Origin of the sequence: Priestia sp. FSL W8-0524, assembly GCF_038005965.1 — a bacterium.
GTDB lineage: Bacteria > Bacillota > Bacilli > Bacillales > Bacillaceae_H > Priestia > Priestia zanthoxyli.
On sequence record NZ_JBBOUG010000001.1, the window covers coordinates 2,522,599 to 2,545,795 of the forward strand.

13 protein-coding genes are annotated in these 23,197 nt (G+C 34.0%); 2 read left to right on the top strand and 11 right to left on the bottom strand.

All coding sequences use genetic code 11. The features are described from left to right. Positions 1-104 precede the first annotated feature (104 nt). The 7 genes from NST66_RS12815 to NST66_RS12845 form a co-directional block, all read right to left on the bottom strand. Positions 105-4,373, bottom strand: a complete 4,269-nt coding sequence (locus NST66_RS12815; RefSeq protein ID WP_340843407.1) for a hypothetical protein — start codon at positions 4,371-4,373, stop codon at positions 105-107. Between the two features lie 18 nt (positions 4,374-4,391). Continuing rightward, a complete protein-coding gene (locus NST66_RS12820) occupies positions 4,392-5,210 on the bottom strand; it encodes a DUF4007 family protein (protein WP_340843408.1) in 819 nt (272 codons plus the stop codon). Next, positions 5,210-10,507, bottom strand: coding sequence for an ATP-binding protein (locus tag NST66_RS12825; protein WP_340843409.1), 5,298 nt, complete (start codon positions 10,505-10,507; stop codon positions 5,210-5,212). Before NST66_RS12825 ends, NST66_RS12820 begins: the two co-directional genes overlap by 1 nt. A 5-nt stretch (positions 10,508-10,512) precedes the next feature. After that, the gene (locus NST66_RS12830) at positions 10,513-12,066 is read right to left on the bottom strand and encodes a hypothetical protein (protein ID WP_154973027.1); all 1,554 of its coding nucleotides are present in this window, start codon (positions 12,064-12,066) and stop codon (positions 10,513-10,515) included. Positions 12,067-12,079: 13 nt separating this feature from the next. Beyond that, positions 12,080-13,834, bottom strand: a complete 1,755-nt coding sequence (locus NST66_RS12835; RefSeq protein ID WP_154973028.1) for a hypothetical protein — start codon at positions 13,832-13,834, stop codon at positions 12,080-12,082. Between the two features lie 586 nt (positions 13,835-14,420). Continuing rightward, entirely contained in the window at positions 14,421-14,732 is a 312-nt protein-coding gene (locus NST66_RS12840; RefSeq protein ID WP_154973029.1) for a hypothetical protein, read from the bottom strand. Positions 14,733-15,150: 418 nt separating this feature from the next. Next, on the bottom strand, positions 15,151-15,720 hold the full coding sequence (locus tag NST66_RS12845; protein ID WP_261763657.1) for an HNH endonuclease: 570 nt from the start codon (positions 15,718-15,720) through the stop codon (positions 15,151-15,153). Between the two features lie 693 nt (positions 15,721-16,413). On the opposite strand from NST66_RS12845, the gene NST66_RS12850 reads away from it, so the two are divergent. Continuing rightward, positions 16,414-17,634 carry a hypothetical protein gene (locus tag NST66_RS12850; protein ID WP_154973031.1) on the top strand — a complete coding sequence of 407 codons (1,221 nt, stop codon included), beginning with the start codon at positions 16,414-16,416 and terminating at the stop codon, positions 17,632-17,634. Positions 17,635-18,014: 380 nt separating this feature from the next. Here NST66_RS12850 and NST66_RS12855 read toward each other — a convergent pair whose 3' ends face one another. The 4 genes from NST66_RS12855 to NST66_RS12870 all read right to left on the bottom strand — a co-directional run bounded on the left by NST66_RS12855 (position 18,015) and on the right by NST66_RS12870 (position 22,378). Then, entirely contained in the window at positions 18,015-19,727 is a 1,713-nt protein-coding gene (locus NST66_RS12855) for a TcaA NTF2-like domain-containing protein (protein ID WP_340843410.1), read from the bottom strand. A 79-nt stretch (positions 19,728-19,806) separates the two neighbouring features. Next, positions 19,807-20,715: a phosphotransferase gene (locus tag NST66_RS12860; RefSeq protein ID WP_033579273.1), complete on the bottom strand. Its 909-nt coding sequence runs from the start codon at positions 20,713-20,715 to the stop codon at positions 19,807-19,809. A 175-nt stretch (positions 20,716-20,890) separates the two neighbouring features. Continuing rightward, on the bottom strand, positions 20,891-21,397 hold the full coding sequence (locus NST66_RS12865) for a hypothetical protein (RefSeq protein ID WP_170836809.1): 507 nt from the start codon (positions 21,395-21,397) through the stop codon (positions 20,891-20,893). A gap of 51 nt (positions 21,398-21,448) precedes the next feature. After that, positions 21,449-22,378: an ADP-ribosylglycohydrolase family protein gene (locus tag NST66_RS12870; protein ID WP_033579275.1), complete on the bottom strand. Its 930-nt coding sequence runs from the start codon at positions 22,376-22,378 to the stop codon at positions 21,449-21,451. A gap of 190 nt (positions 22,379-22,568) precedes the next feature. Here NST66_RS12870 and NST66_RS12875 point away from each other — a divergent pair, with 190 nt between their 5' ends. Beyond that, positions 22,569-23,135: a DUF6434 domain-containing protein gene (locus NST66_RS12875; protein WP_033579276.1), complete on the top strand. Its 567-nt coding sequence runs from the start codon at positions 22,569-22,571 to the stop codon at positions 23,133-23,135. Positions 23,136-23,197: the final 62 nt, after the last annotated feature.

The window sequence follows — 23,197 nt, forward strand, 5'->3', positions numbered from 1 at the left end:
TTCATGTTCCCTTCTGGAGCTTTAGCTCCAGAAGGGAATTTAATACAAAAGAAGGCATCTAGAATCTTCTAGATGTCTAGATGCGCTTTGTTTAAATTACTAATTTAACTGTATATACTCATTACAGATACTATCTTATCATAACATATTTTCTTTTGTTCTTCAGTTAAATTATTGAATAAACTAACAACGCCATCTACCGAAAGTTCATTTAGACGGCTCATAACTCTACCATGCATAATTCTATAATTTTCAATTTGTCCCTGACTTAGATAATGAGGTATAATTTTTGTATCATTAAGCCATGTAGTACACTCTGAAACGCCCCATATCAGCTGTACATTAAGATCTATCATATATTTTTGAATCCATTTGTTTTCCAAACCATTGATGTATTCCACCATTTGATTTTTATAAGAATTGAGCAAATAAACAAAATCAATATCGGATTCTATTTCAAACCATTTACTCTCCAAAGCCTGTAGTTCGGCAGTTAATTCTTCACGGTCTTCCTTTAATTCTTCCACTTTTTCTATATCATTTAAGAAGTTTTGAAGTTCGTTTGCACTTTGTTCAATGCTAATTCTATCTTCGTCTTTGAGCGTTTTTGACAATAATGTTTTTGCTTTCTTTAATACATTTTCACATGTAGTAATATCCTGCAAATCAAAGAAAGCATCGTATACTTGGGTTATTTGTTCAGTTAGTTTCTCGATATACTTTACTATCTGCTTTACTCTAGGTTCCAACTTATCTAAGTAACTATCTAAATAGTTACGATCTACATTATGTCCTAGGATAAAGTCAATAAGATCCTGTCCTTCTTTCTTCAAGTTTTGAAGTTGTTCATATCCCATATTTTCTGTTGGAATACTTTTTCTAATATAATCTTGGACAGTACCGTTAATATTTTGAAGCTTATGGACTATTGTAAGATCATCTAATATCTTTTCTAATTTTGATTGGGTTTTTCTAGCTTCCTCTTTATAAGAATATCTAATTAGATAGTTTATAATGTCTTTTACCCATTTTTCAAATAAGGTCACTTGACCAATATTTTGACACTTGAGTTTAACAAGCCAATCATTAAATTCTTTTGCTATAAATTCATGTGATTTCCTCGTTAAATTCTCAGTAAACTCTATATGTTTCTCGTTATATATATAGCGAGTTGATTCTCCTATGGGTCCACTTATTACTTCACATTTCTCGATCACTTCAAATATTTTTTTAAGATCTTTATCACGAATCGCTTGATCATATTTAGCTCTAATAGTACCGATGGACTTCGTTGTTTTCTCGTAAAGATCTATTCCTAATTCAAGAAGCATTTCCATATGAGCAACTTTATCTTGCAGCTCATCAGGAATATCTTCTTCTCTTTTAAGCTGTTCTAATTCTTTTAATAATATTGGACAAAGGTCTACATCATTATTTCTTTCAACTTTTGCAGAAAGACTTAAGTATCGAGTGGATAGTTCATCTACATTCACTTTAATAATAGTAGTTTTTAGGAGTCTTAATATTGCTACTTCCTTATCTAGATAGATCTCTTTTCCCCACTCTTCTAAACGTAGACGATTACCTTCTATATTTACACGTGTTTCAATCTTTCTTTGTGCCAGATATACTGCTATTAATAATGCTAAAGAATAATCATTTAAACCATAAGGTGGTTTCTGATATTCATCAAATATTTCAGCAATCTTAATAGATCCACTCTCTTCTAACATTTTATCAAAATTATTGAAAATCTTTCTTACTTTAATGTTAGTAGGTGAAATCAATTGGTAACTATTATTTAAAACACCCCAGGTCCCTGCTTTTCCATCAAATAACACTTCTTCAATTCTATTTTTCATATCAGTAGTTTCAGAATGAATGATCTGATAATTCATTCCTGATAATACAAGACGTGCAATCCTTGAAAGACCTTGTTTTGGCTTAGTCAATGATTTTAATGCAAATCCAGTGTATGGAAAGGGTATGAGATCGGGATATAACCTATCAAACTGAGCTTCGGTATACTTATTCAAACGATCGCTTATTTTCTCTATTCCATTGTCAGTAATACTAATTCTCTGACTGGCCAAACTATTAAATTTATCTTTTAAAAGCATTTCACTTTTCGATACGTAATCTGGAATAAACCGAGCATATTTTAATTTTTCTTCTTCACTAAAAAGTTTAGAAATTTGATAGTCTAAAATCGCGTTATAAAAAGCTTCTTCTCTGTCATCTAAAATAAAAAATAATATAGGAATTTTTTCAAAGTTTAATTTGTGTAACAATCTCTGTACTGACTTTAACTTATCTTCATCTACACTTTTTGGTACATAAAGCCATATTACCTTTCCTTTAAGTTGCTCAGGTTTTGTAAATGACTTCCACTCATTTTTTAGCGTCAATAAGAAAGCATTATTAACTTCGTCAAAATGTACTAGATGTTGTGTATATTTCCATTCATTTGAGACAACAAAATTACGTTGAGCAAATGAAGTCTCAATATTCTCTAGCCTAAGTAATTCCTTTACCGTACTCTCAAATACTAACTTTAAATCTAAACCTATTTTGGTCTTCTTTCTCTGAATTAAACGTTTAAAGTCATTTATACCAGTTGCATCCGCTACGAAATCATAGACATTAGCAATATCATCGAAGCTTACTACACCAAATTCATTCTCTAAAGCTAATAAAGCTGTCTCCACTTGTTTCTCTGTTAAACCAGACGCATAAACTAGTGCAAGCCTAACATCTTGTGATGATTTTGTTCTAAAGCGGCCAATTCGTAAAATTAAATTTGCAGCTAAAACAGATTTCTGTCTTTCATCTAATTTGTCACCGTATTTAATAAGAATTTGATTATATAAAATACAGTACTCACTTTGTTTACGTTCATCTTGCTCAGCTGCCAGTAATTCTTGGAAGAAATCTGATTGTATAATAGATGTTGCAGGAATAAATGGCAAGTCACCAAAACTATGCAAATTTACATTTCCAAAATTTTCTATTTGTTTATCTAAAAATGTTAAAGATGAACGTTGTTGAAGCCAGCTAGAAAGATTAGATAACATCCAAGTTGTCATTGGGTGTAGTGGATAAATCCCCTCTAAAACCACTTTCTTAAAATAATTATAATCATTCCAGACGCTGGATTCTTGTGCCGACGGTAACCACGCGAGCAACTTTTCATGGAATTCCTTCCACTTTAGCATCTCATTTTCCCTACTTAACTTATCTTCAATTAACTCTTTAAAAGCTTTTGTATCTGTTCTTTCAATTAAATTCGCGAAAATTGTTTCTAGATTAGACGATAGATGGATCTTCTCGCTTGCTTCGTAACGTCCTACATAACGATTAATATTAGATGAACGGTCTACTCTAGTCAGATAGGACTTTAAATCTGATTGTATAAATCCAACAAATAATATTTTATCATCACTATCTTGTACAGCCTCATATATCTGCTGCAATGCAGAATCACCAGCTCGAGTGGGATAAGAGGAGGCAAATTCAATATAGCGTCCAAACTCATCAAATAGCACTAAAACTTTATTAAATTGATCTCGATCTCCACAGAGTGTTTGCGATATCTTTAACAGAACATCACCAGCTGAGACTCCTTCATCCCAACGTATGTAAGTTCCATTGACATGATAGTATACTTTATTAATTACTTCAAAAACATTTGTATCTTTTAAAATATTTTGCACTAAATAATCTTTTAACTTAGATGAGGATAAATGAGGAAGTAATTCCCTTGAACTTTCTATATATAAATCCTCAAAATTCCCAAAAGTGTTGTTAACAAAGTTTTTAGCAATATCATACGACTTAGTTAATGTTTGAAGAAACGATGCGTCTACATTATGCATATCTAAAACTTTTTGAGTAGCATTTAATATTTCATAGTTTAAGTTAAAATCTTTCATACCATTTAAAACAAGAACTATATTAGGTTTATTGATAAGTTCACTGACTTCACTTCCAATTTTCTTGTCTACACTTTTCAAGTTTGAAAGCACATAATTTGAACTTAGTTCAGGGCTTCCAAGTAAAGATGCTAATGTAACTGCTAAGTGGGACTTTCCTGTACCGTATGGAGCTATTGTCATCGCAAAATTAGAACCGTTTGTCTCACTATAAAGTTTGTTTACAATAATATTAGTAAATGTAGCCGTATCGACTAATTTATGGCTCTTATAGGTAATATCTGCCTCACTTACACCAAAATATTCAGGGCCATGAAATACAAAGCTCTTTGCAACATCTACTTGTTTATCTTTTTGATAATACCAATCAACTTGAACAGCACCGTTAAAGTAAAGCTCTTTCTTAAAGCGAAGTATATTTTTAATTTTTTGTTCATTCATATATTTTTATGCCCCCCATTATATTAACAACGAGTATATTTGAGTCAATAAATTTTGAGAAGACTCCTGTCTTAGAATAGTTAACGGATTCAATTGTCGATTTAATACAATTATTCTTTCATCTTGTAACAATTCAAGTACATTTAAAATGTCTCGGTCTTCCCATAAATAAGGTCTCCCATAATATAATGTGTCCTTTATGTCATCAATCGTAACTTCTGTTCTATCTTCCATGTACTTTTCCCAACTACTAAGTAGCTGATAAGCATATAAATATTTAAAAGAAGGATCAATTTTATGAGGTGTAAATAAGTATTTACCACCTATTTCGCTTAATATCTTTAAGGTTGCAAAACTCCTATCGTTTAAATAACAAGAACGGAAAGGTGTTAGGTTTACTTCTGCTTCAAAATTTTTATTCACTATACTAGGCAGAATTTCTTTTGCAAAAGAAGTTCCAAGTTGTGGTGCTACTTCATTAAATACATAGCTCCATATTAGCCCCTTAGAGTTTTTTTCTACTAAATTATAATGACAAGCCCACATAGTAATGGGCTCAACAAAGTAAGGATCTTCAGCACCTATAACCTCCCCTAGAGGGGTAGGAAAGAGTTTAAAACTCTTTCCTTTATTCTCTACGTTTAGAAGCCCCATAATATCTGCGTAACTAATATGAGGAACCACTTTTCCAGAACTCCCTCCTGTTGGAATCGTAGTTATTTGTGATATTTCTTCTTTAGTGAGAAATCCATTACCCTGTATAGCAAGTCGGACTAATTGTGCAATTGCTTCTCTTTCAGGAGAAAACGATTGATGAAAATTTAAATTATAACCCATTATTTTTTTATCCTTTCAGAGAATGGTATGACATCGACAATTCTAGGTCCCATTTTTTCTAAATTACCATCAGGTTTCAACATTGGCCCCCATACTACACATTGTCCTTTTCTCAAGCTAGAAAGTTTCTTTGCCCACTCCTTTCGTTTATAGGAATCCGTATCTAAATAAGAAGCAATACTTGTAATTTCTTCTTCTGGTGGTGCAAAGTAAATTTTCTGACTAGCATTTTGTAATCGTTGAATTTCATCTTTCCCCAATTGCCCCTGCATAAACTGTGTAGCATACCAGCCGGACCAACCAAACTTTCTCCCTTCAGTCAAAATTTTAGCACTAGGAGAACTTTCACTATGATCTAAGTTCTGGGCTTCATCTATAATAGCAGCAAATGGTTTAGACTTGTCTCCATGAGACAATTTATAATTCCATAGATCCCATAATATGAACTCAGTAATGATTAACTGTACTTCACGAGTGAACCCTAATAATTGAACCACAAACACTTTAGATTCTCTGGAAAAATGTTCATCCCAATTATATTGCCCTTCTATATCAAAGGGACTTCTATCAATAAGAGGTTCTAGCTTAAACAATGCCGTCTGAGCATAATTTGAACCGTCAGCTACAAGTTCACCTCTTAAATATTCTAAATTCATAGCCTGGCCATACTTCTTTAATCCACTCATTGTCGCACGGTAAATCGCACTTGCTTGTTGAGGCCCTAGCTTGTATATTGATTGAAACACACCTTTTAATCTTTCAGCAACATCAGTATCTGTTTCAGGAACGTAAATATCCTCATCTAATTGTTTTTGATTTCTTTTAAATGGATTGATTGGAAAGCTATTTTGGTAAACATAAAATTGCTCTATTTTGCCTTCAAGTCCATTTTTAAACTCAGGCTCTAATTTATTATTTTTAAAACCATCAGTATAATCAAATATGATGTTTGGGATGTTCTGAGTTGTTAACTCGTACAGCATACATTGAATAAAGTAAGTCTTACCAACACCAGATTTACCTGAAATTAAAATGTGTCTATTCTCTAGTTGTGGATGTCCATACTCCCAATAGATATTTTGTTTAGTTCTAGCATCTTTTCCTAATAAGATACGAACTTTTTCTAAAGGTATCAGTTCTTTCTCTACATCCTCTTTTTCTGCTACTATGTCGTCCTGCTTATGATCATTATAAACATAACTTTTCTTAGTTCGATCAACCTCTTCTAAATTATCCTTAGAGAAATCTAATTCTTCGGATGCAATCTCACCTTCATCTATATCCCTATCATTTTTAGTCACGCTATCAAGATTTTGTTCCACATCTTGATTTGTATCATCTAAATACGGAGTAATTATTGTAGGACGCGTTGGCTGTACCCTTTCCTCTGTAGCTTCTGCTTCCATATCATCGGTTAATTCATGTTCATTTTCTTGAACTAGGCTTTCAAAATCAATTCGATTGTTAGCGAAACTAAGTAATTTATTTCCGATATTTTCATACTCTACATCTTCTTCCATTTCTTGTGGGAGAAGAGCTTTTTGTATATAAAGTTGGCCAAAAGCCTCGTGACTACAAATAATATCGGTTCCATCTAAATTTATTGTTTCTTTACTTATTTCTTCTTGGTTATAGTCAAGCCAGTAAGTAAGTAGCTTTGCACGCCAATTTATTTTAAAGTTACCATCTAAAATATTTAACAGGCCTTGGTTGAAATCTGACTGTTCCTTTTCAATGTTAGAAACAAAATTAGGTGCAAATACAAGAGCACGATACAACTGTGCAAACCAATATCTTCTATTATAGGAAGTAGAAGATCCATTAAAAATAACTGACAAATAGTTAATACTATTTGTTAGCTGTGTAAGTCCCTTTTCGATATGAGCATTACTTTCTTTCCCCATTTTACATTCCACCATTGTGGCATCTATCTCAATAAACTCTCGGCTAATATTGTCTCGTCTAATCTCTATTAGTAAATAATCCGGTCTATTTGGTGTATCAATAAACCAATGCATATACGAGTCCATTGGAATATAAGCTTTAAGAAGGACATCTTTGTCATAAGAATTTATTCCAAGACTATTCACTGACAAAATATAAGATAAGAAACTATGCGCTTCGTAATCATAAGGATTCAAGGCCTTTAAGATTTTTATACCATCTAGGTCTTTGGATTCCTCAATACAGTACTGAGCACAGGCATTAAGCTTGTCTTGCCCCCAAGAAGGGAATAAGTCCTTCAATCTCTTAGTAAGTCGGTTTATTACATCTTCTTTAACTCTTCTAGAAGCTGATATGGTCATATTTAGTTCTCCATAAGGTCCCTCACCTGTAGAAAAACTAATAACTTCATCTCTATTAAAGAAGCTTTTATCTAAAGCTGTATCTAAAGCTACTACCCATCTCGCCTTGCAATGCAAAATTTCCAGTACTTTCTTCATTTGTGGGGACATAAAGAGTTCCTTTTCAACCCTGTACACACCATCTTTACTATCTGGATTTTCAATCCAGTGAGTCAATTGTGAGTGTATAAAAGATGCTTTAAATTGTCTTTGACTAATAGAAACTCGCCTAGCAGAATCTGCTTCGTAAACTGGCATTGGATGGAACACCATCGGGAATCTAGTTTCGGAAGGAGCAATATTTGTCTCACCAGTGTGCCGATACACAATCCTTCCAGTCGACATTACATTATTGATAAAAATCATATCATGGTTGAGTAAGACATCCTCTAAGACTGAATAACTGCCATTCTCTAAATTAATGTTTCTATAATACGTCTCTATTTTCACATTATCCTCTTCGCTAAAAAAATTATCTAGCCAGAAGTTAATATAGGTTCTTCCCTCCTGAAGATGACTAGGTGAAATAATCTGTAACTTTATACTGATAGTATGAGTTGTCTCTCTTAATGTCTCTATAAATGCGTGAACTCCTGCTACAACCGGCTGAAGATGTTCAAAATTTATGAAGGCAATTTTAATACTGTCAGATTGTGCCGGGAAAGTTTGAACATATTCTGTTAATTTTCCCTCAATCAGGCGAGACATAAACGAATTTTTCAGCATTTCCTTTGTATTGAAATCTTCATCAAATACTAAATCATTATCTAAAAGGGTCATAGATTCTAAAGAATTCTCTTCCAATATCTCTCCGTATAGCGCATAGTACCCGAATACTTCTTTAGTTAAGCGGTTGCTTGAAACATCAGAAATGATTGTATCTAATCCTGAAATGATAGTAGATTGTCTTACTATATTCTCTATCACCTTTTCATACTTTTTATTATTCTTATCATTTAATGCCTCGTCTAAAAGAGTATGAAATCCCTTTCTGTAAAAGGCTTGTTGTTCGACCATCTTCTCTAACATAGCTGGATGTAGTGGAGGTACGATCGCCCCCTCCAAATACTCATCTCGTGCTTTCTCTTTAGAAGGCACTATTAAGAATAGGTTAGTGACGAGATGAACATACTTTCTCTCTATTGTATTAATAGTAGCACTGTTTTTTATTAAAGAATCAATAATAGCAATATACTTCTCAATGAACTGCGCCCCGCTATTAGACTTTCGAGCACTAATAGTGTTATAAAAACCCTTATTTTTCAAATCATTTAAAAATTCTCGGAAAGGCTTACTCAGTTGGTATAGTCTAGACGCAACATTTCCTTCTTGAAGTTCTCTAGGTAATAGGTCGAAAATATTCACAAATTCCTGATTAGCACCATTTAATTGGTGAAAGAAGATATCCGAATCGATACTATTCAAGAGATTGCCTAAGGAATCGCTATGGAAAATTGGTAAAAACCTTAATGAAGATTGAGACTTTTCAATTAAACTATCTAGAAGGTTAGTGTCAAAGATATTAATCCAGGGATCATTAAAATTGAATATCCATTTATATTCTATAGGTTTCTCTATGCCCTGAACTTCTATAGATAATAAAATGTTTGAAAGAGTTTGAGTACCTTTTGTAGGCTTAATGGATAAGTCATCAGAATTAGAGATCTGAAATGGATCCTTATCGTCTTTAAAAGATATTTCAATATCATCTTCTAATTCCTCTTGTAGATATTCAATAAGTCCACCTGTCGTAAAACAAATCTTTGCCCATGCATTGTAGAGATCATATTCGTTATCTTCTACATAATTAGAAAGCACTGCTTCGTGAACAGTTATTTGCAGTTTTGGCTTATCTTTATCGTCATTCATCTTTCGTAGTGCTGATAAGCTACTGAAGATTATTTTTGCAAAAGCCTCAATAGGTGCTCCATATACCTTAATAACTGTATCTTTTATTACTTTTGGGTCCTCTTTTGTAGTCTTGAAATTGACGATAGCATTTATAAAGTTAAAATCTAATTGAAAGAGCTGAGGCCTTAGGACTTCTAGATTTTTTCCCTTGAAATAGTCAATTAGTGCTTGTTCAAATTTTTCAACTGAACCAAATATTTTTTTTGATTGCTCTATACTTTCATTAAACTCTTCACGCTTTTTACTTGTTTTAAAATCCTCAATTTTTTTAAGCAATTTATTAAATCTGGCTTTTGTTAAGCCATCTTTAAATTCGGCCCTATTTTTAAATTTATTAGCTTTATCGAGCAGATCAAACTTTTTACCTTTTCCCAATTGGCTCATAGTCCTACTATCAAAGCCATGTATGCAAGGTAAACCCCAATCAGTTACTAAGTTCCTACCCATAGATTCTAGAACTTCCTCGACACCAAACAACATCTCTTTTTCTAAACGATCAATAATACAACTTAATTTATATAGATCTTTAGGTACTAATCGGAAGAGATGCTCTAGGAAATGATTAACTGCGGTTCTCTCAAACTGATCTTCAACATCTATTAACTTTACAAACCAGTTAGTATATTTTTTCCCTACTTGTTGATCAATGACTTCAGGAGAGAGTTTATAAAAATCTGCTAATCCTCCTTTGTCTTTAACACTTTCGGTTCCCATTAAAAATAAAATGCCTTTTTGATCAGCCACAGAGTTTCTCCATGTCGTCATCTGCGCCTCTTGTTCAACAAACCCTTCTTGTTCTAATTCCTTAAGTGCTAGCAGCAATTCTTCATGTTTATGAAAGATAGCATACTGTTCTTTAGACAGCTTAGCATGGAAACTAATGCCTTTCTTAGAAGCGGTTTCTCTGAAATTTTTACATACCTCTAGGTAAATGCGAGGATGCACAAAGTTATCTAGACGAAATAGATAAGCTTTACTTTTATCTGTAAAATCGATATTATCATGCACTATACTGACAATCTCACTAATATATTCTTTCAACTTTTTCACTCCTGAAATGGGTTTTCTACAATAGAAGTTGAGTCAGATAAATCCCTTAAGAATCCACAGTCTTTGAGCATGGCCAGAAATTTCTCGGAATTTGCATTAAACATTGTCAAATCGAGACTATTATTTTCTGACCAATGTTTCTGTGCCTCATTTGGGCCAATAATAATTTTAAAGTGCCTATAACATTTCTCTAAGAAGGTAGTGTACAACATTCTCTCTCCAGGTGGAACAAGAGCTAGTACTAATACTTTTATAATATCCTCATTAATACCAAAACGCATATTTCCACCTTTTGGTGGCACAATAAAACCAAGCTGCTTCCCAAGTTTTCTGACTAGTCTGTTAGTGTCTTTAGAAGCATCTTCATAGATGGCTTCCTCTTCTCTTTTAGTTCCACTCTTATCTATGTAATCCTCTATACTTGCTTTATGAACTGCGCGAAATACATTTTCCTCTAATCTTTCATAAGAAGCTATAGCCATCTTCCGGATTGGATTTCCAGGATCATTAACTACATCAATTAGCCATTCACAATTGTCCATTCCTTCTAACTTCATTTGAGCTTGAAGACACATCATTCGTATAACTTGTAATGCTATAAGAGAGGAAAGCATTTCGATTTTCTCTAATGTGTTGACAGAAGATCCAAGCAAGTTTGTTAACTCCTGTACCGTGTTAGCTGCTCTTTTCCTATAAGTATCTGGGATCCATTCCGTACTTTTAGTCACGTAATCAATTTTATCTAAGGGTGTTCCTTCTTCAGTTTCTAGTTCTGTATATTTTTCATTCCGCCAATTATTTTGTATAAATTGAGCGATGCTACTTAACTGTGGAACACTACTAATTAAATATTGTAAACGAGTCTCTAATTCTTCCTTTAAATCTGGGCTTTCCTCAACCCCTTGTAAAACATGTAGGTAGTACACCTCGCCTCCTCTAGCCATAAAAGCTCTGTAGTTAAAATCGAATTTTCCATCTATATCTTTAACCTTTATATCTTTTTTTTCTATTTTCTCCCTTTCTTCCTTTTTACCTATTGCTTCACAAAATATTAGCTCTGGGGCAATAGGAAGAAGAGACTGTGCAAACCAAGAACGTTTACCTGTAATCGCATTGAATCCATATAATAAGTCTTGCAGAATGTTTAACACAAACTCATTCTTTATATTAGAATCTTCAACAGTAATCTTGTTTCTTAATATATCCCTATGTTCTTCTAATGCTTCTATATCAATCGAGAATCGCTTTTCTAATTCACTACGATTTAAGAAAGTGAATCTTTTTAATCCCATTCTCGGGGATGGATAATATACCATATGTTGATTTTTTAGGTCCATTAGAAATTTAAATTCATCGCTTGCTTCAGAGAACTTCTTATCTCTTGTACTTTTTGGTGATGAAAAAATCACAAGAAACTCTAATAAATATTCGTATAGTGTCTGATCCCTAAATAATCTTTGTCCATATGTTTGAATTTGTATATTGTGTTTAGTGATATCCTTATCATCTACTTTTGGAAAGATAGTATAATTGCTTGTTTTTGAAGACATTTACTCATTCTCCTTAATCCACAAATATTTCCGATTCGTCTATTTGCAGTTTAATTAACTTAGGACCTTTTAACGTATGAACTAAGAGCCTAATCATTTCTTCATCATCTCGGTATTTATAATTAGAAAATAAATGAGACCTCATCTTATCAATCCCGTGGCTCAAGGAAGGATTAATCTTTGTAGAGACAGCCCCTTTAGCAATACGATCAAAGTAATCCATTAACATTAAAGGTATTCTGTACTCCTTACGACTTGAGAAACCGATAAAGATTTCATAGTGGTTCTCATCATTATCGAATGCCGACTCTTGATACTTTTGTATAACCGTCATATCGTTATCGTTTAGCTCTCCTAGCAGCAATTGTACATTTTGCATTCCCGTTCCTTGTCGCTGTAAAGTTAAGTAAATCTTGTCCTTTTCCTGCTCTGGATGTGTGCCAACAAGAATATAATGTAATGCTTTATATAGTGTAGACTTTATATTCCTACTCTCTTTTATGGTCCACTTTCTCTCTCGATAAGTAAGGTATTTACTAAAGATAGGAGAAAATAATTCATCAAGTAAATTATTTAGCATGTCTTCATCATATTGACCGAATAAGATATTCATTCTACGAATAGCTTTTCGCAATAGATAAGGTTCCTCCGTCTTCATATAATCGGCAGGTTTAAGTTTATATTTTTGTAATCTGTTAGCCCAAACTTCTGAAGTGATTTTTTGAGTGGCTTTCGTTAAATGAGAGAAATCATTTTTAACAAAATAATCATAATCATAAGTTGTTTCTTTACTGTCTAATTCCAACTCGTAAAGTTCTTTTATTGCGCGAATTTGCCGGGCTTCGTCATATATATGCAATCCCCTGTATCCAAAAAACAAATTACTGAAGTGATACCTAAACTTGAACTCCACTCCAGAATTCCCCATAACCGAATCACATGTCTGATTTCCGGTCATTGAATACGATAATTGTGCAAGAATTTGTCGAATTGTCAATCTTCTATCAGATTCAAACAACCAACGGTAATAACTTGTTATAAATCTACTGATATTATGTTTATTTTCCCTTACTGATATATAGTTAGTGTAAATAGGACAGACATCTGCTTTCGCGCACAATTGACAAGTATCCCAAAGGTCTTCTGAAGTAATTCGATCTAGTAGCTTTGGAACTAACACGACATTATCAATACGAGCCATATTTACTAATAAAATCTCGTAATCTCCTATTCTCACTTCTAAACCTTTATTTTCATCCATTAGCTTTAAAAGTTCCATTTCCACTTGATCTTCTGTAATCTCATCAACAAGATTATTATTTATTAATTGTTTAAATGTAGCAATTAATGGTCCTGTATTTGAAACAACAATTGAAGACATATTTTGTTGTTTACCTAAAAGAGCTTGCTTTAAGAGCTCAATTTGGTCAGCCTCTTTAAGCTCACTCATATCCTTTATATAGAATAGTTCACGACCTAATTCACTCGAATATTTTTGTTCATACTTCTTAAGACCTTCTTGTTCGTTAAAAATATTAAATGTTTTTAAAATTTGGTAAACCAAACTTGTTTTTCCGTCCCCTGCATGCCCTGTAAGAATTACGCAGGTAGGTTTCTTCCGTAACTCCTCAACAAGATAAACGCCCAGATTCCTATCAATATGAACCTTCTTATAAAATTTATTCGTGACCTGAGCCTCAGCCAGAGCATTCTCATTAGAACTATTTGCATTATTTAATGAGTTTAAGTATGTTACAAATTCATTCATTTACGGGTTCCACCTTTATAAAATAACAGTATTTCATATGAAATATTACCTAATTACGCTTTTTAAATTTATTATATTACATTTAGTTACATTTACTTACATTTATTATATAAATATATTAGCATACTGAAGTCTTAAAAAATTATAAAAATATAAAATTCTTTCGTAAAAAAATCTTTTTAAAGTTTCGCACATAACTTTTAATAGGATTTTTTACGTGTCGCTTATGTTAATAGCATTGTAAAATCTAAAGGTAATAAAAGTAGTTAACAAATTAAAGGTGTTTTAAAATAGTTATTTACTTAAATAACAGAAGTAAAAAATATATGCAAACTTGTTGCTTTTACTTAAATAAATGTTTAATACTAAAGGAATTCACCAAAACACCAATCTAGTTAATTAGACCTGTTTATAAAACAAATATTGCATGTTAATTATCTATATATGCTTATTCTAGAAAAAAATTTCCCGACAATATATTAAGCAAAAAAAACTCTTAACTATAAAATATCTTCTTGCCTGCTCCGTCAAGAGGATCAAGACAGCTCTTCTATTTGAAAAAATTGTTCTATTTTTATTACTATGTTTAATCGGCTCCAGGTTGTGTAATATACTCTCCTATTGAATCATGATCTTCATAATCTTTTGCTTCTAATGCTTGTTTACAGTAGTACCACAGAATTTTTTCTTCAATAACGTCTTTTTCTAAGTTATCTGTTTTCAATTCTAATGGCGCTCCACATTTCTCACAGGTATCACCGAAAGAATTAAATTTTGTTGTAATTATTACTTTAAAGCAATCGTAACAATAAGGGACCGCTTCTTCTAATTTACCAAACTCATCAAATTCCACTATGTCTTCTTTACTTAAATGTTTCTTGCACTTTTCACAAGCCACTTTTTATTCCCCCATTTCTTATGTTCCCTTTTATAAATTATAGAATACCATCCAATGCTTGTTAAATAACTTATAATTCACTCAATTTATAAAGGGAGCTAACCTGATTTGTTCATACAAAATGTCTTTTTCATAAGGTGAAGCCACTTGATTAATTGATATATCTGAGTATAGATTCTTCACAATAAGTTTAGGATGATGAAATTCACCTACAGAGTCGTTGAAGACTTTAAAAGTTTCAATATATATCTTTGTTCTTTCCTTTGCATATCGTTCCTTCATAGTTATTTTCCATCATTGTATTTTTAATAGTAAGAACCTTATATGTTTTTGAATTCCACTAGTTTAAATAATGAAAATATTCTCACTTTACTTAAAATCCCTTTTCCGATTATACGATTCTTTCTTGAACCCTCTTTTACTTTCTAATCAATTTTTGCAATTCACTCTTTGAGAGCCATGGTCTTCTCCTATGAAGCATTTTGTGACAATTGGAACAAACCAAAGCAATGTCATTAATTTTTACCTTTTGATCCTCCTCAAGCTCTGAGATAGGAATTGTGTGGTGACCTTCAATACCCCCCTCTCCGACTTCCCCATAAAACTCAAAAAAATCAAAACCACAAATCTCACAAAATATTTTTCCGTATTTCTGTTTAAAACGTTCTTTTGCAAGCTTAATAATCTGAGGATTTCGCTCTCGAACAATGTGCTGTCTCAATTTCTTTTTTCCTTCCTCAAACCCCATGTCATCTTCTGTAAGATCCACGTTCTTCTCAGTAGGCTCAAAACTTCTTAACCCCCATCGTCCTTTACCTTTTCCCTCAATAGAATAAAAAAGGTCAGTCTCCCCTCCCTTAATACCTCTAAAAATATCACAGTCGCTAGAATGCAGATAAAGGTTTTTTCGTACCTGTGCTTTCCAATCAGTATAAGAGTAAAGATTAATAGTTTTTTCAAATTCCACCTCATCGTATATCTCTTCCAAAGTGCCCTCCCCCCCTAGTTTTTGAACAGCTTTCACAATTTCATCTATCCAAGGTACTTTTGGCTTCAGTACTCATCTCCCCTTCCAAAACGATTCTGCTGCAAATATAATGTAAATTTCTTAAAATTAAGGGGCGTACAAATGTTTTTTACAGCTCTTTTATCTCTGATTTAACTTAAATAAAAATCAACCGCCTTTTCTTCCAAATCCATAGTATGATACAAATATGTCCATTCATTATTAAAGATATTTGTTCCACCGACTCGTTGAGAATCACTCACTGGTTTACGACGATGTATAAGTTATTCCAATTCAGCAATGGAGTGATGGAGTCCATATATAGTTGTCTTCTGAGTGATCTATACTCGTTTCTCCCTACCCTTTCACCACACCATAAAAACATAGGTTATGGTATAAATATCATCTTACCATTTGTGGAATTACATCATAATTATAGTATTCTCACTTGAACAAGTTTTTTGTTTTATATAAATCACTCACCTTTTTTAAAATAATAGTATCAGTATGTTTATGTTTCAAAAGTTTTTTACATAAGAACCGAATTTAACTCTTCTTTTTTTAGGTTTAAATCATTCTTGTAAAAACTCGAACGTTTGTCATCATCTACCAATATGATATAATATTTTAAACTTGATTTCTCATATAAATACATATAAGGAAAAGGGGCTACAAATGAATGAAGTTAATTTATTATACCTATTCGTGATACTTTTATTTGTCGGTTTTGCTTTTTATGTGATTAAGCATAAGAATAAAAATAAAAACGTAGAATCCAAAGTAGAGAAAAATTTATACAATAAAAATGAAGATCAAATTCTTAAATCTACTGACTTACCTTTTATAATTCAAAAAAGTGATGAATCAATTCTAAAGACAGGACAGTTAATAGCACCCAATCATTATCTTAAAGAATATTCAAACAATATCCTTCGTTTGGCCAAATCAAATGCAATCCATTTATCTAAAGATAAAGAAGTCTTTGAAGTTATTTTCTCAGAGACCGTTCAAGAGGAAATAAAAAAAGGCACTGTAAAACTTATGGACTCTTTACAAAAGGAAGGATACCAACGCGCGTTAGCAGTAAATAGTAAAGGTACAATAATAGAGCATGCTAATGTAAAAAGTTTAAATTATAATCCCGCCCAATTAAAGGCTCTTGCAATAAATACTTTAACAATTGTAGTCTCACAGGAACATTTACAAGAAATAAGAAAAGAATTGGATAAAATTCAACATTCTTTAAATCGTGTAATATTGATGAGAAAGAATGAGTATTACGGAAATGCAAAGGGTTCATATGACTATTTAAAGAGAGCATATTCGTTGTATTTAAACGGCGAGATTAATGACAGAGTATTCAATCAATTAGAAACTATTTATCGTGAAAATATATCATCTATTTACTCATTAATTAAAGATTTAGATGATGTTACTACTCAAGTTTATAAACTAAAGAAAAAAGTTTGGATTTGGAAGACTGATACCGAAGTTAATAACTTAAGGAATATCATTAAAGAATATGACGATTATAAGAAGTTAATAAATTTATGTTTTATGAATGTAAATAGTTGTTTAAAATTAATGGAGTTGTATGGTGATTCCGAAAGTGTAATTGAGCATTCGATTACAGATGCGAATCACCTGCTTGAAACCATTAAAGAGAACAAACAACATTTCTTGAAGGAATTAAATTCTTATTCTAAAGAATTTAGAACAAGATTAAGTACTAGCAATTACTTAATTGAAAAGCAGAAAAACATAAAAATGGAAATAGAAAAAGTTAAAAAAGAGGAAGGTTTATATATAAAAAGAACTTTATCCCTTCCCCCTGATAAAATCTATTTAGCTGTTGAAAATGGGGAAGTAGTTTCTATTCTTAAAGAAAATGTATGAAAAGCGTTTAATAGGCTATCGAACGATGGGCTATATAACAGACGAAAAGTCACCTTCTAAAGCTGAACAGATGAGACTATTTAAAATTTATTTATTCCCCTCCTGCCTCGTTTGAGTAATAGGGATTATAGATCGAACATCGATTTTAATATAGGGGACACAAATGAACAAACTGTCCCCAATCACTTCCTACTAAATCCGACACACAAAAAAATCGATCCTGTTATATCAACACGTTTAAACTAAATCTGTTACAATCCAAAACTATGTTTATCTCCGGCAGCGTAGAGCTCACCCTAACCACTTTCAACTTCTCCAACCAAAACAACCGCTAGCCCCCAAAAGGAACTAGCGGTTATTCATAATCTCTCAGAAACCGTTCACTCTTCCACCGACTTCTGCTCATCTGTTAGTGTATCAATTTTAGTAATTTGAAGTTTGTCTTTGCCAGCAGTTTTCACATGGTAAATTCGTTCTTTTTTAAACTGCGTGCTCGCGTCATATGAATCAGTGAACGTATATACTTCGTTTGTATAAATGTCGTAGGTTCCGTTGTCATGTGATTCTGTCTTTTTCACGAGAAACTGATCGTTAGCAAACGATACGTTTTTGCCGGCAAGTGATGTGATATAGCTCTTCAGCTGCTTATACACTGGCTGATTCGAGTCTATATAGGGCGCCATCCCACTAAAGTCGCCGCTGTTTAAGCTTGAAAAATACGCGGCTTTATAGGAAATAAAAAAGTTTTCAAGATCCGTTTTGCTTACAACATCTGGCTTAGGCTGTTCATTTTTTAACGACTTCGTGCTGGCCGTAGTTTTTATGTCTGAGCTTGTTTCTACCGTTTGATTATCACGATTCATATATACAATCGTCAGCAATAAGACCATAACAATAGCGCCTCCTATTAAAATAGGAAAAGTGCGTCTTGATGATTGCTGCTTTTTGAGCACAGGAAAGTCTGCGTAGGCTGGCAGTGTAACAGGTTCTATATCTACCTTTAACCGAGCTAACGGCTTTGGCATCTCCGTGCTTTTTATACTATTAAGCGGCTGAAGTGCTAATAATTCTTCGTAGGTAACAATAAACTCGTTTACTGCTATTCCTTTATACATGCCGTAAATTCGGTTCCATAGCTCTTGACACCGAGTATCCTTTATATCTTCACTCAGTTCGTTAAAAAATGGTCGTGATTTTTTAATAAAAGCCGCTAACCACGTTTGATGAACGTCAACTTTGTGGACTGCATGTAGGTCGTTAAGTGATTGCTTTAACTTGGCGTGTTCATTTGCATCGTTTTGGCTAATGACTTCCATACTGCGTTCCGTTTCTTTCAGCACGGTAAAAAGACTCTTACTCATTTTTTCTTGTAGCGCATCAAACTGGCTGCAAACATCAGGCCAGTGCAGTTCGAGTAACTGTTTTTGTGCAGTTGTGGCTTTTCGAATGTTTTCATTTAGCTCATGCTGCTTTGTGCGAAAGGCGGTCGCTTTTTGTTTGGTCACTACTTTATTTTTGCTTAGCTGATGCCACTCTTGCTTTAAGCTCTTGTCTTCTTCGAGTACTGTGGCTATCGCTTGTTTTACATGTTCATGCTTTTTTTGAAAGTCAACGAACGCGGGCAAATAAGCATTCCAGCTTTCCTTGATTTCTTTTAGCAATGACGTGTTAGCATGTCTTTCTGTTAGTTGAAAAAAGTCGTTTCTAAACGCTACCATATCCGCTTCAGAAAAAAGTTCTTTTCCGAAAAACTCTGTCACATTCCTATGTATGTTTGTTAACTGTTCAAACTGTCTCATATTGCTTTGACGCTTTTTTATGTACTCTCGATAACCGCTCGAAAGAAACGTCAACATCGTATATTCAATGTGACTTATGTTAGACTCTGTACGTTCTTTTTCCAGTTCGTCATACACTTTCTGCAGCTGACGTTCTACTATGGAGAGGAATTTTTCTTTATCCATCCCGTCTACTTCTTCTTTTAGTATGTTTAAAGATTCCGTTTCTTCAATAAGAAATGTTTTTTCTTTATATAGCTTTATCCACCTTTCTAGTAAATGTGCTGCTGATTCATTCCAGTGGCTTGTATTCATCGTTTGCTTCACCTGTTGTTTTTATTTTTATCCTTTCTTAACTATACAGGAATTGAACAGAAATTCTATTACAGTTTTATTACTCTTGAAAAATCAGGTTCAAGCTTTCTAGAGCCGCTTCTAACGTTTGTTTATCTCCTTGATCGTAGCTATGTGCCACAAGCACTACGGTTGTAAATACGGCTTTCCATTTTGCAAGCCTGTGCGTTTCTTCATCTACTTCTCCGTATTCTTTGAAAAAACGAGCTCTTCCTTTAGATGGTAGGAAGCTATAGGCAATCGCTAGGTCAACTGCCGGATGACCAATATGAACGTCTCCCCAGTCAATAATGCCTGAAACCATATTGGTTTGATCAACAATCATGTTTTTAATATGAAGATCTCCGTGAACTAGTACATGTTTTTCTTGATACTTAATTTCTTGTATGTCATTTACATAGTCTTCAAGAATCTCTTGTTTTGAATAAAGACTACGCTCTTTCATTTGCTTGACATACTTCTCTAGCCCAGACTTTCGCTTCATCATATCAAGCCGATTTAACTCATCAAACGGAACACTGAGCTCTTGCGCTTTTGAGTAAGGATAGTGATGTAACGTGCGAAGAAACCTCGCTAGTACAGAAGCGGATTGTATGCGCTCTTCTTCTGTTAACCTTCCAGGTGGAGTTCCTTGAACGTAGTGATAGCCCGTAAAAGGCCAAGGATAGCCTGCATTCGGCTTACCGAAAAAAATGGGCTCTGCAATCGATAGAGGCAATTGAGAAGCAAGACTTGGTAAAAGCCGATTTTCCGTTTTTAGTAGCCTCACTGCTAGTTCTCGTCTAGGAAACCGGAAAACAAACCGGTCGTTTACTTGATAAACCGTATTGTCAAAGCCGTAGCCAAGCAGCGAAATTACAGCGGGCGCAAGTTCTGGAAACTGCGTCTCGATTAACGTTTTGGCAAGCGGTGCTGATACGATTTGTTCTGCATCCCATGCATTTGGCACTGTGATCACCTTTCTTTAACGTGAAGTTTGTATGTAAAGTATACTATAAATAATTTTGACCATAAAAACCCTCTGACGCAAAGCCAGAGGGTTTCAGTGAGTATATAAATAAGATAGAATGCCTTAGAACGGCACACTACGCCTCTAAGTTAGTAGCCTACGGTACGTTTACTACTTAATACGTACACCAAAATACCTCATTGGCTGTTTCTTCAACATGCTCCATCTTAATAAAGTTCAATAAAAGATCCGTTTGGTCATTTCCTGTATACTCATCTTGGTCAACATTATAAAATTGAATAAGCTCGACCTTGTACATACCGTTTTTAATATCAATTCTATACTTAGAACAGTTTTGATCAGGCACAGACTGATCTTCAAACTGGGCGGCCATCGTAAGGCAGTCATAATCTACGAGATAAAGCTGATGATTGGTTACATTTATATAACCTGTTGCTTTTCTAAAGTATGTACCTATATCCGACTCTGTTCCAATCTTCACTTCTACGTTCCAGGAGTGTTCAATTCCTTCTTCTGTCATTTGACATACTAGGATATTTCTCTTTTTCATTTCACTGCCAAAATGGTTCAAAAGCTGATCTAGCTCCCAATCCTCATCGACAAATGATTGATATTCTTTTGCATTGGCCACTCCGATAAAATTGGTATCGCCAAAATCCATAGAAAATTTCATTTTATCTCCTCTGCTCTTTAAAGTAATTTTTATTATCCATTAACATATATCCGCAAACTTCTTACACGCTTTCTCTAACTCTTCTTTTTTAGCAAGCTGACAAACCCACTCTTCAGGAATGCCCTCCAGCTCATAATATACTCCTGCCATAGTACCCGTAATAAAGCCTATTGTGTCCGTGTCTTCTCCTAAATTCACAGCAGTGAGTACAGCTTCTTTGTAGTCATCACTTTGCAGAAAAGACCAAAGAGATGCTTCTAGCGAGCTGACGACGTATCCGGTTGACCCGATTTCCTTTCTCGCTGCGTGCGGCAAGCTTAGGTTTAACACTCGTTCATACGCAGTGAACTCTGCTTCATACTCCGTACCTGTTAGCTGCTTTTGACAGAGATTTACCGCTTTTTCATATGCTTTAAAAGGCTCGTCGCCGTCAAGAAGGCGAATAAGCAGCTCCACGTATATAATGCAGCCAAGAGTAGAGCGCATATGGCGGTGCGTGACGTGCGCAATTCTTTCTATTGCTTCTTTTCTTTTTGTAAAGCTAGGTTCATCACATAGTGTAAACGCAAGCGGTGCGATACGCATAAGCGCTCCGTTTCCGTTGTCGTATTCAGCGCTTCCTCCCCACTCTTCTTTAGGAAGCCCGCTTTTATAGCGGCGAATCGCTTCGCTTGTTGCGATGCCAATATCAAACATTTCTCCGTACGGCGTCCAGTAGCCATCCGACCAATAGTTCGCAAACTTTTGCATCAAATCATATTCATCTTGTTTTTCTAGTAGATTATCAATCAAGCACATCGTCAGAGATGTATCATCTGACCACGTTCCTTCAGGCTGGTTATACGTACCGTAGCCGGTCATAGTTGTGATCCGAAATGAATCGCGTTTTTTAAACTCAACTGGAACGCCTAAAGCGTCTCCGACAGCTCCTCCTAGAATTGTAGAAAGGACTTTTTTATGTAGCGTCATATGATCAACTCCTTTCTATCATTGTAATTGTTTGATTTTGGAATTTGCAAGAGATCTCTTGCCTAGATGCTTTTTCTTCTTTATAAAATAGGAAGAAATATAAAGACATTCCTTCATAATTCTCTAAAACAATTGACCAACAAGAACAAACGTTCTATAATTACTTTGTAAATATATGGAGGTGAAAACAATGAGACCCGAACTTAAAAGAGACTTACCTATCAACGAATTTACGGACTTTTACTGGCTCAAAACCGAACTGCAGCAATTTTGCCGAGAAAACAACATGAGCCCGTCTGGATCTAAAATGGAACTTTCAAAAAGAATTGAAGTGTCTTTAACAACCGGTGACACTCAACAATCAAAATCACCTTCTAAAAGACGCTCGTCCTCTAAAACACAAGCGCCGCTAACATTAGATACCGTCATTGGAGAAAATCATCGCTGCAGTCAAGAAGTACGGGCTTTTTTTAAGAAAGCCATTCATCCTACGTTTCATTTTTCCACGTATATTCAAAACTACTTTAAAGAAAATGTAGGGAAAGCCTATCTAGATGTGGTAAAAGCGTGGCATGAAGAAGAAAAACGAAAAAAGCAGCCTTCTTATCAAAAAGAAATTGCGCCTCAGTTTGAGTACAACCGCTTTATTCGCGATTTTTTTAACGATTCGAAAAACAAAGGAAAAAGCCGCGATGATGCAATTGCGGCGTGGAAGCATTTAAAAGTTCAGCCTGGAAGCAATCAATACCGCTCTTAAATCAAACTCTACATATAAAGACCATTAAAACACCACCTCAAGAAAAGGTGGTGTTTGTGCAC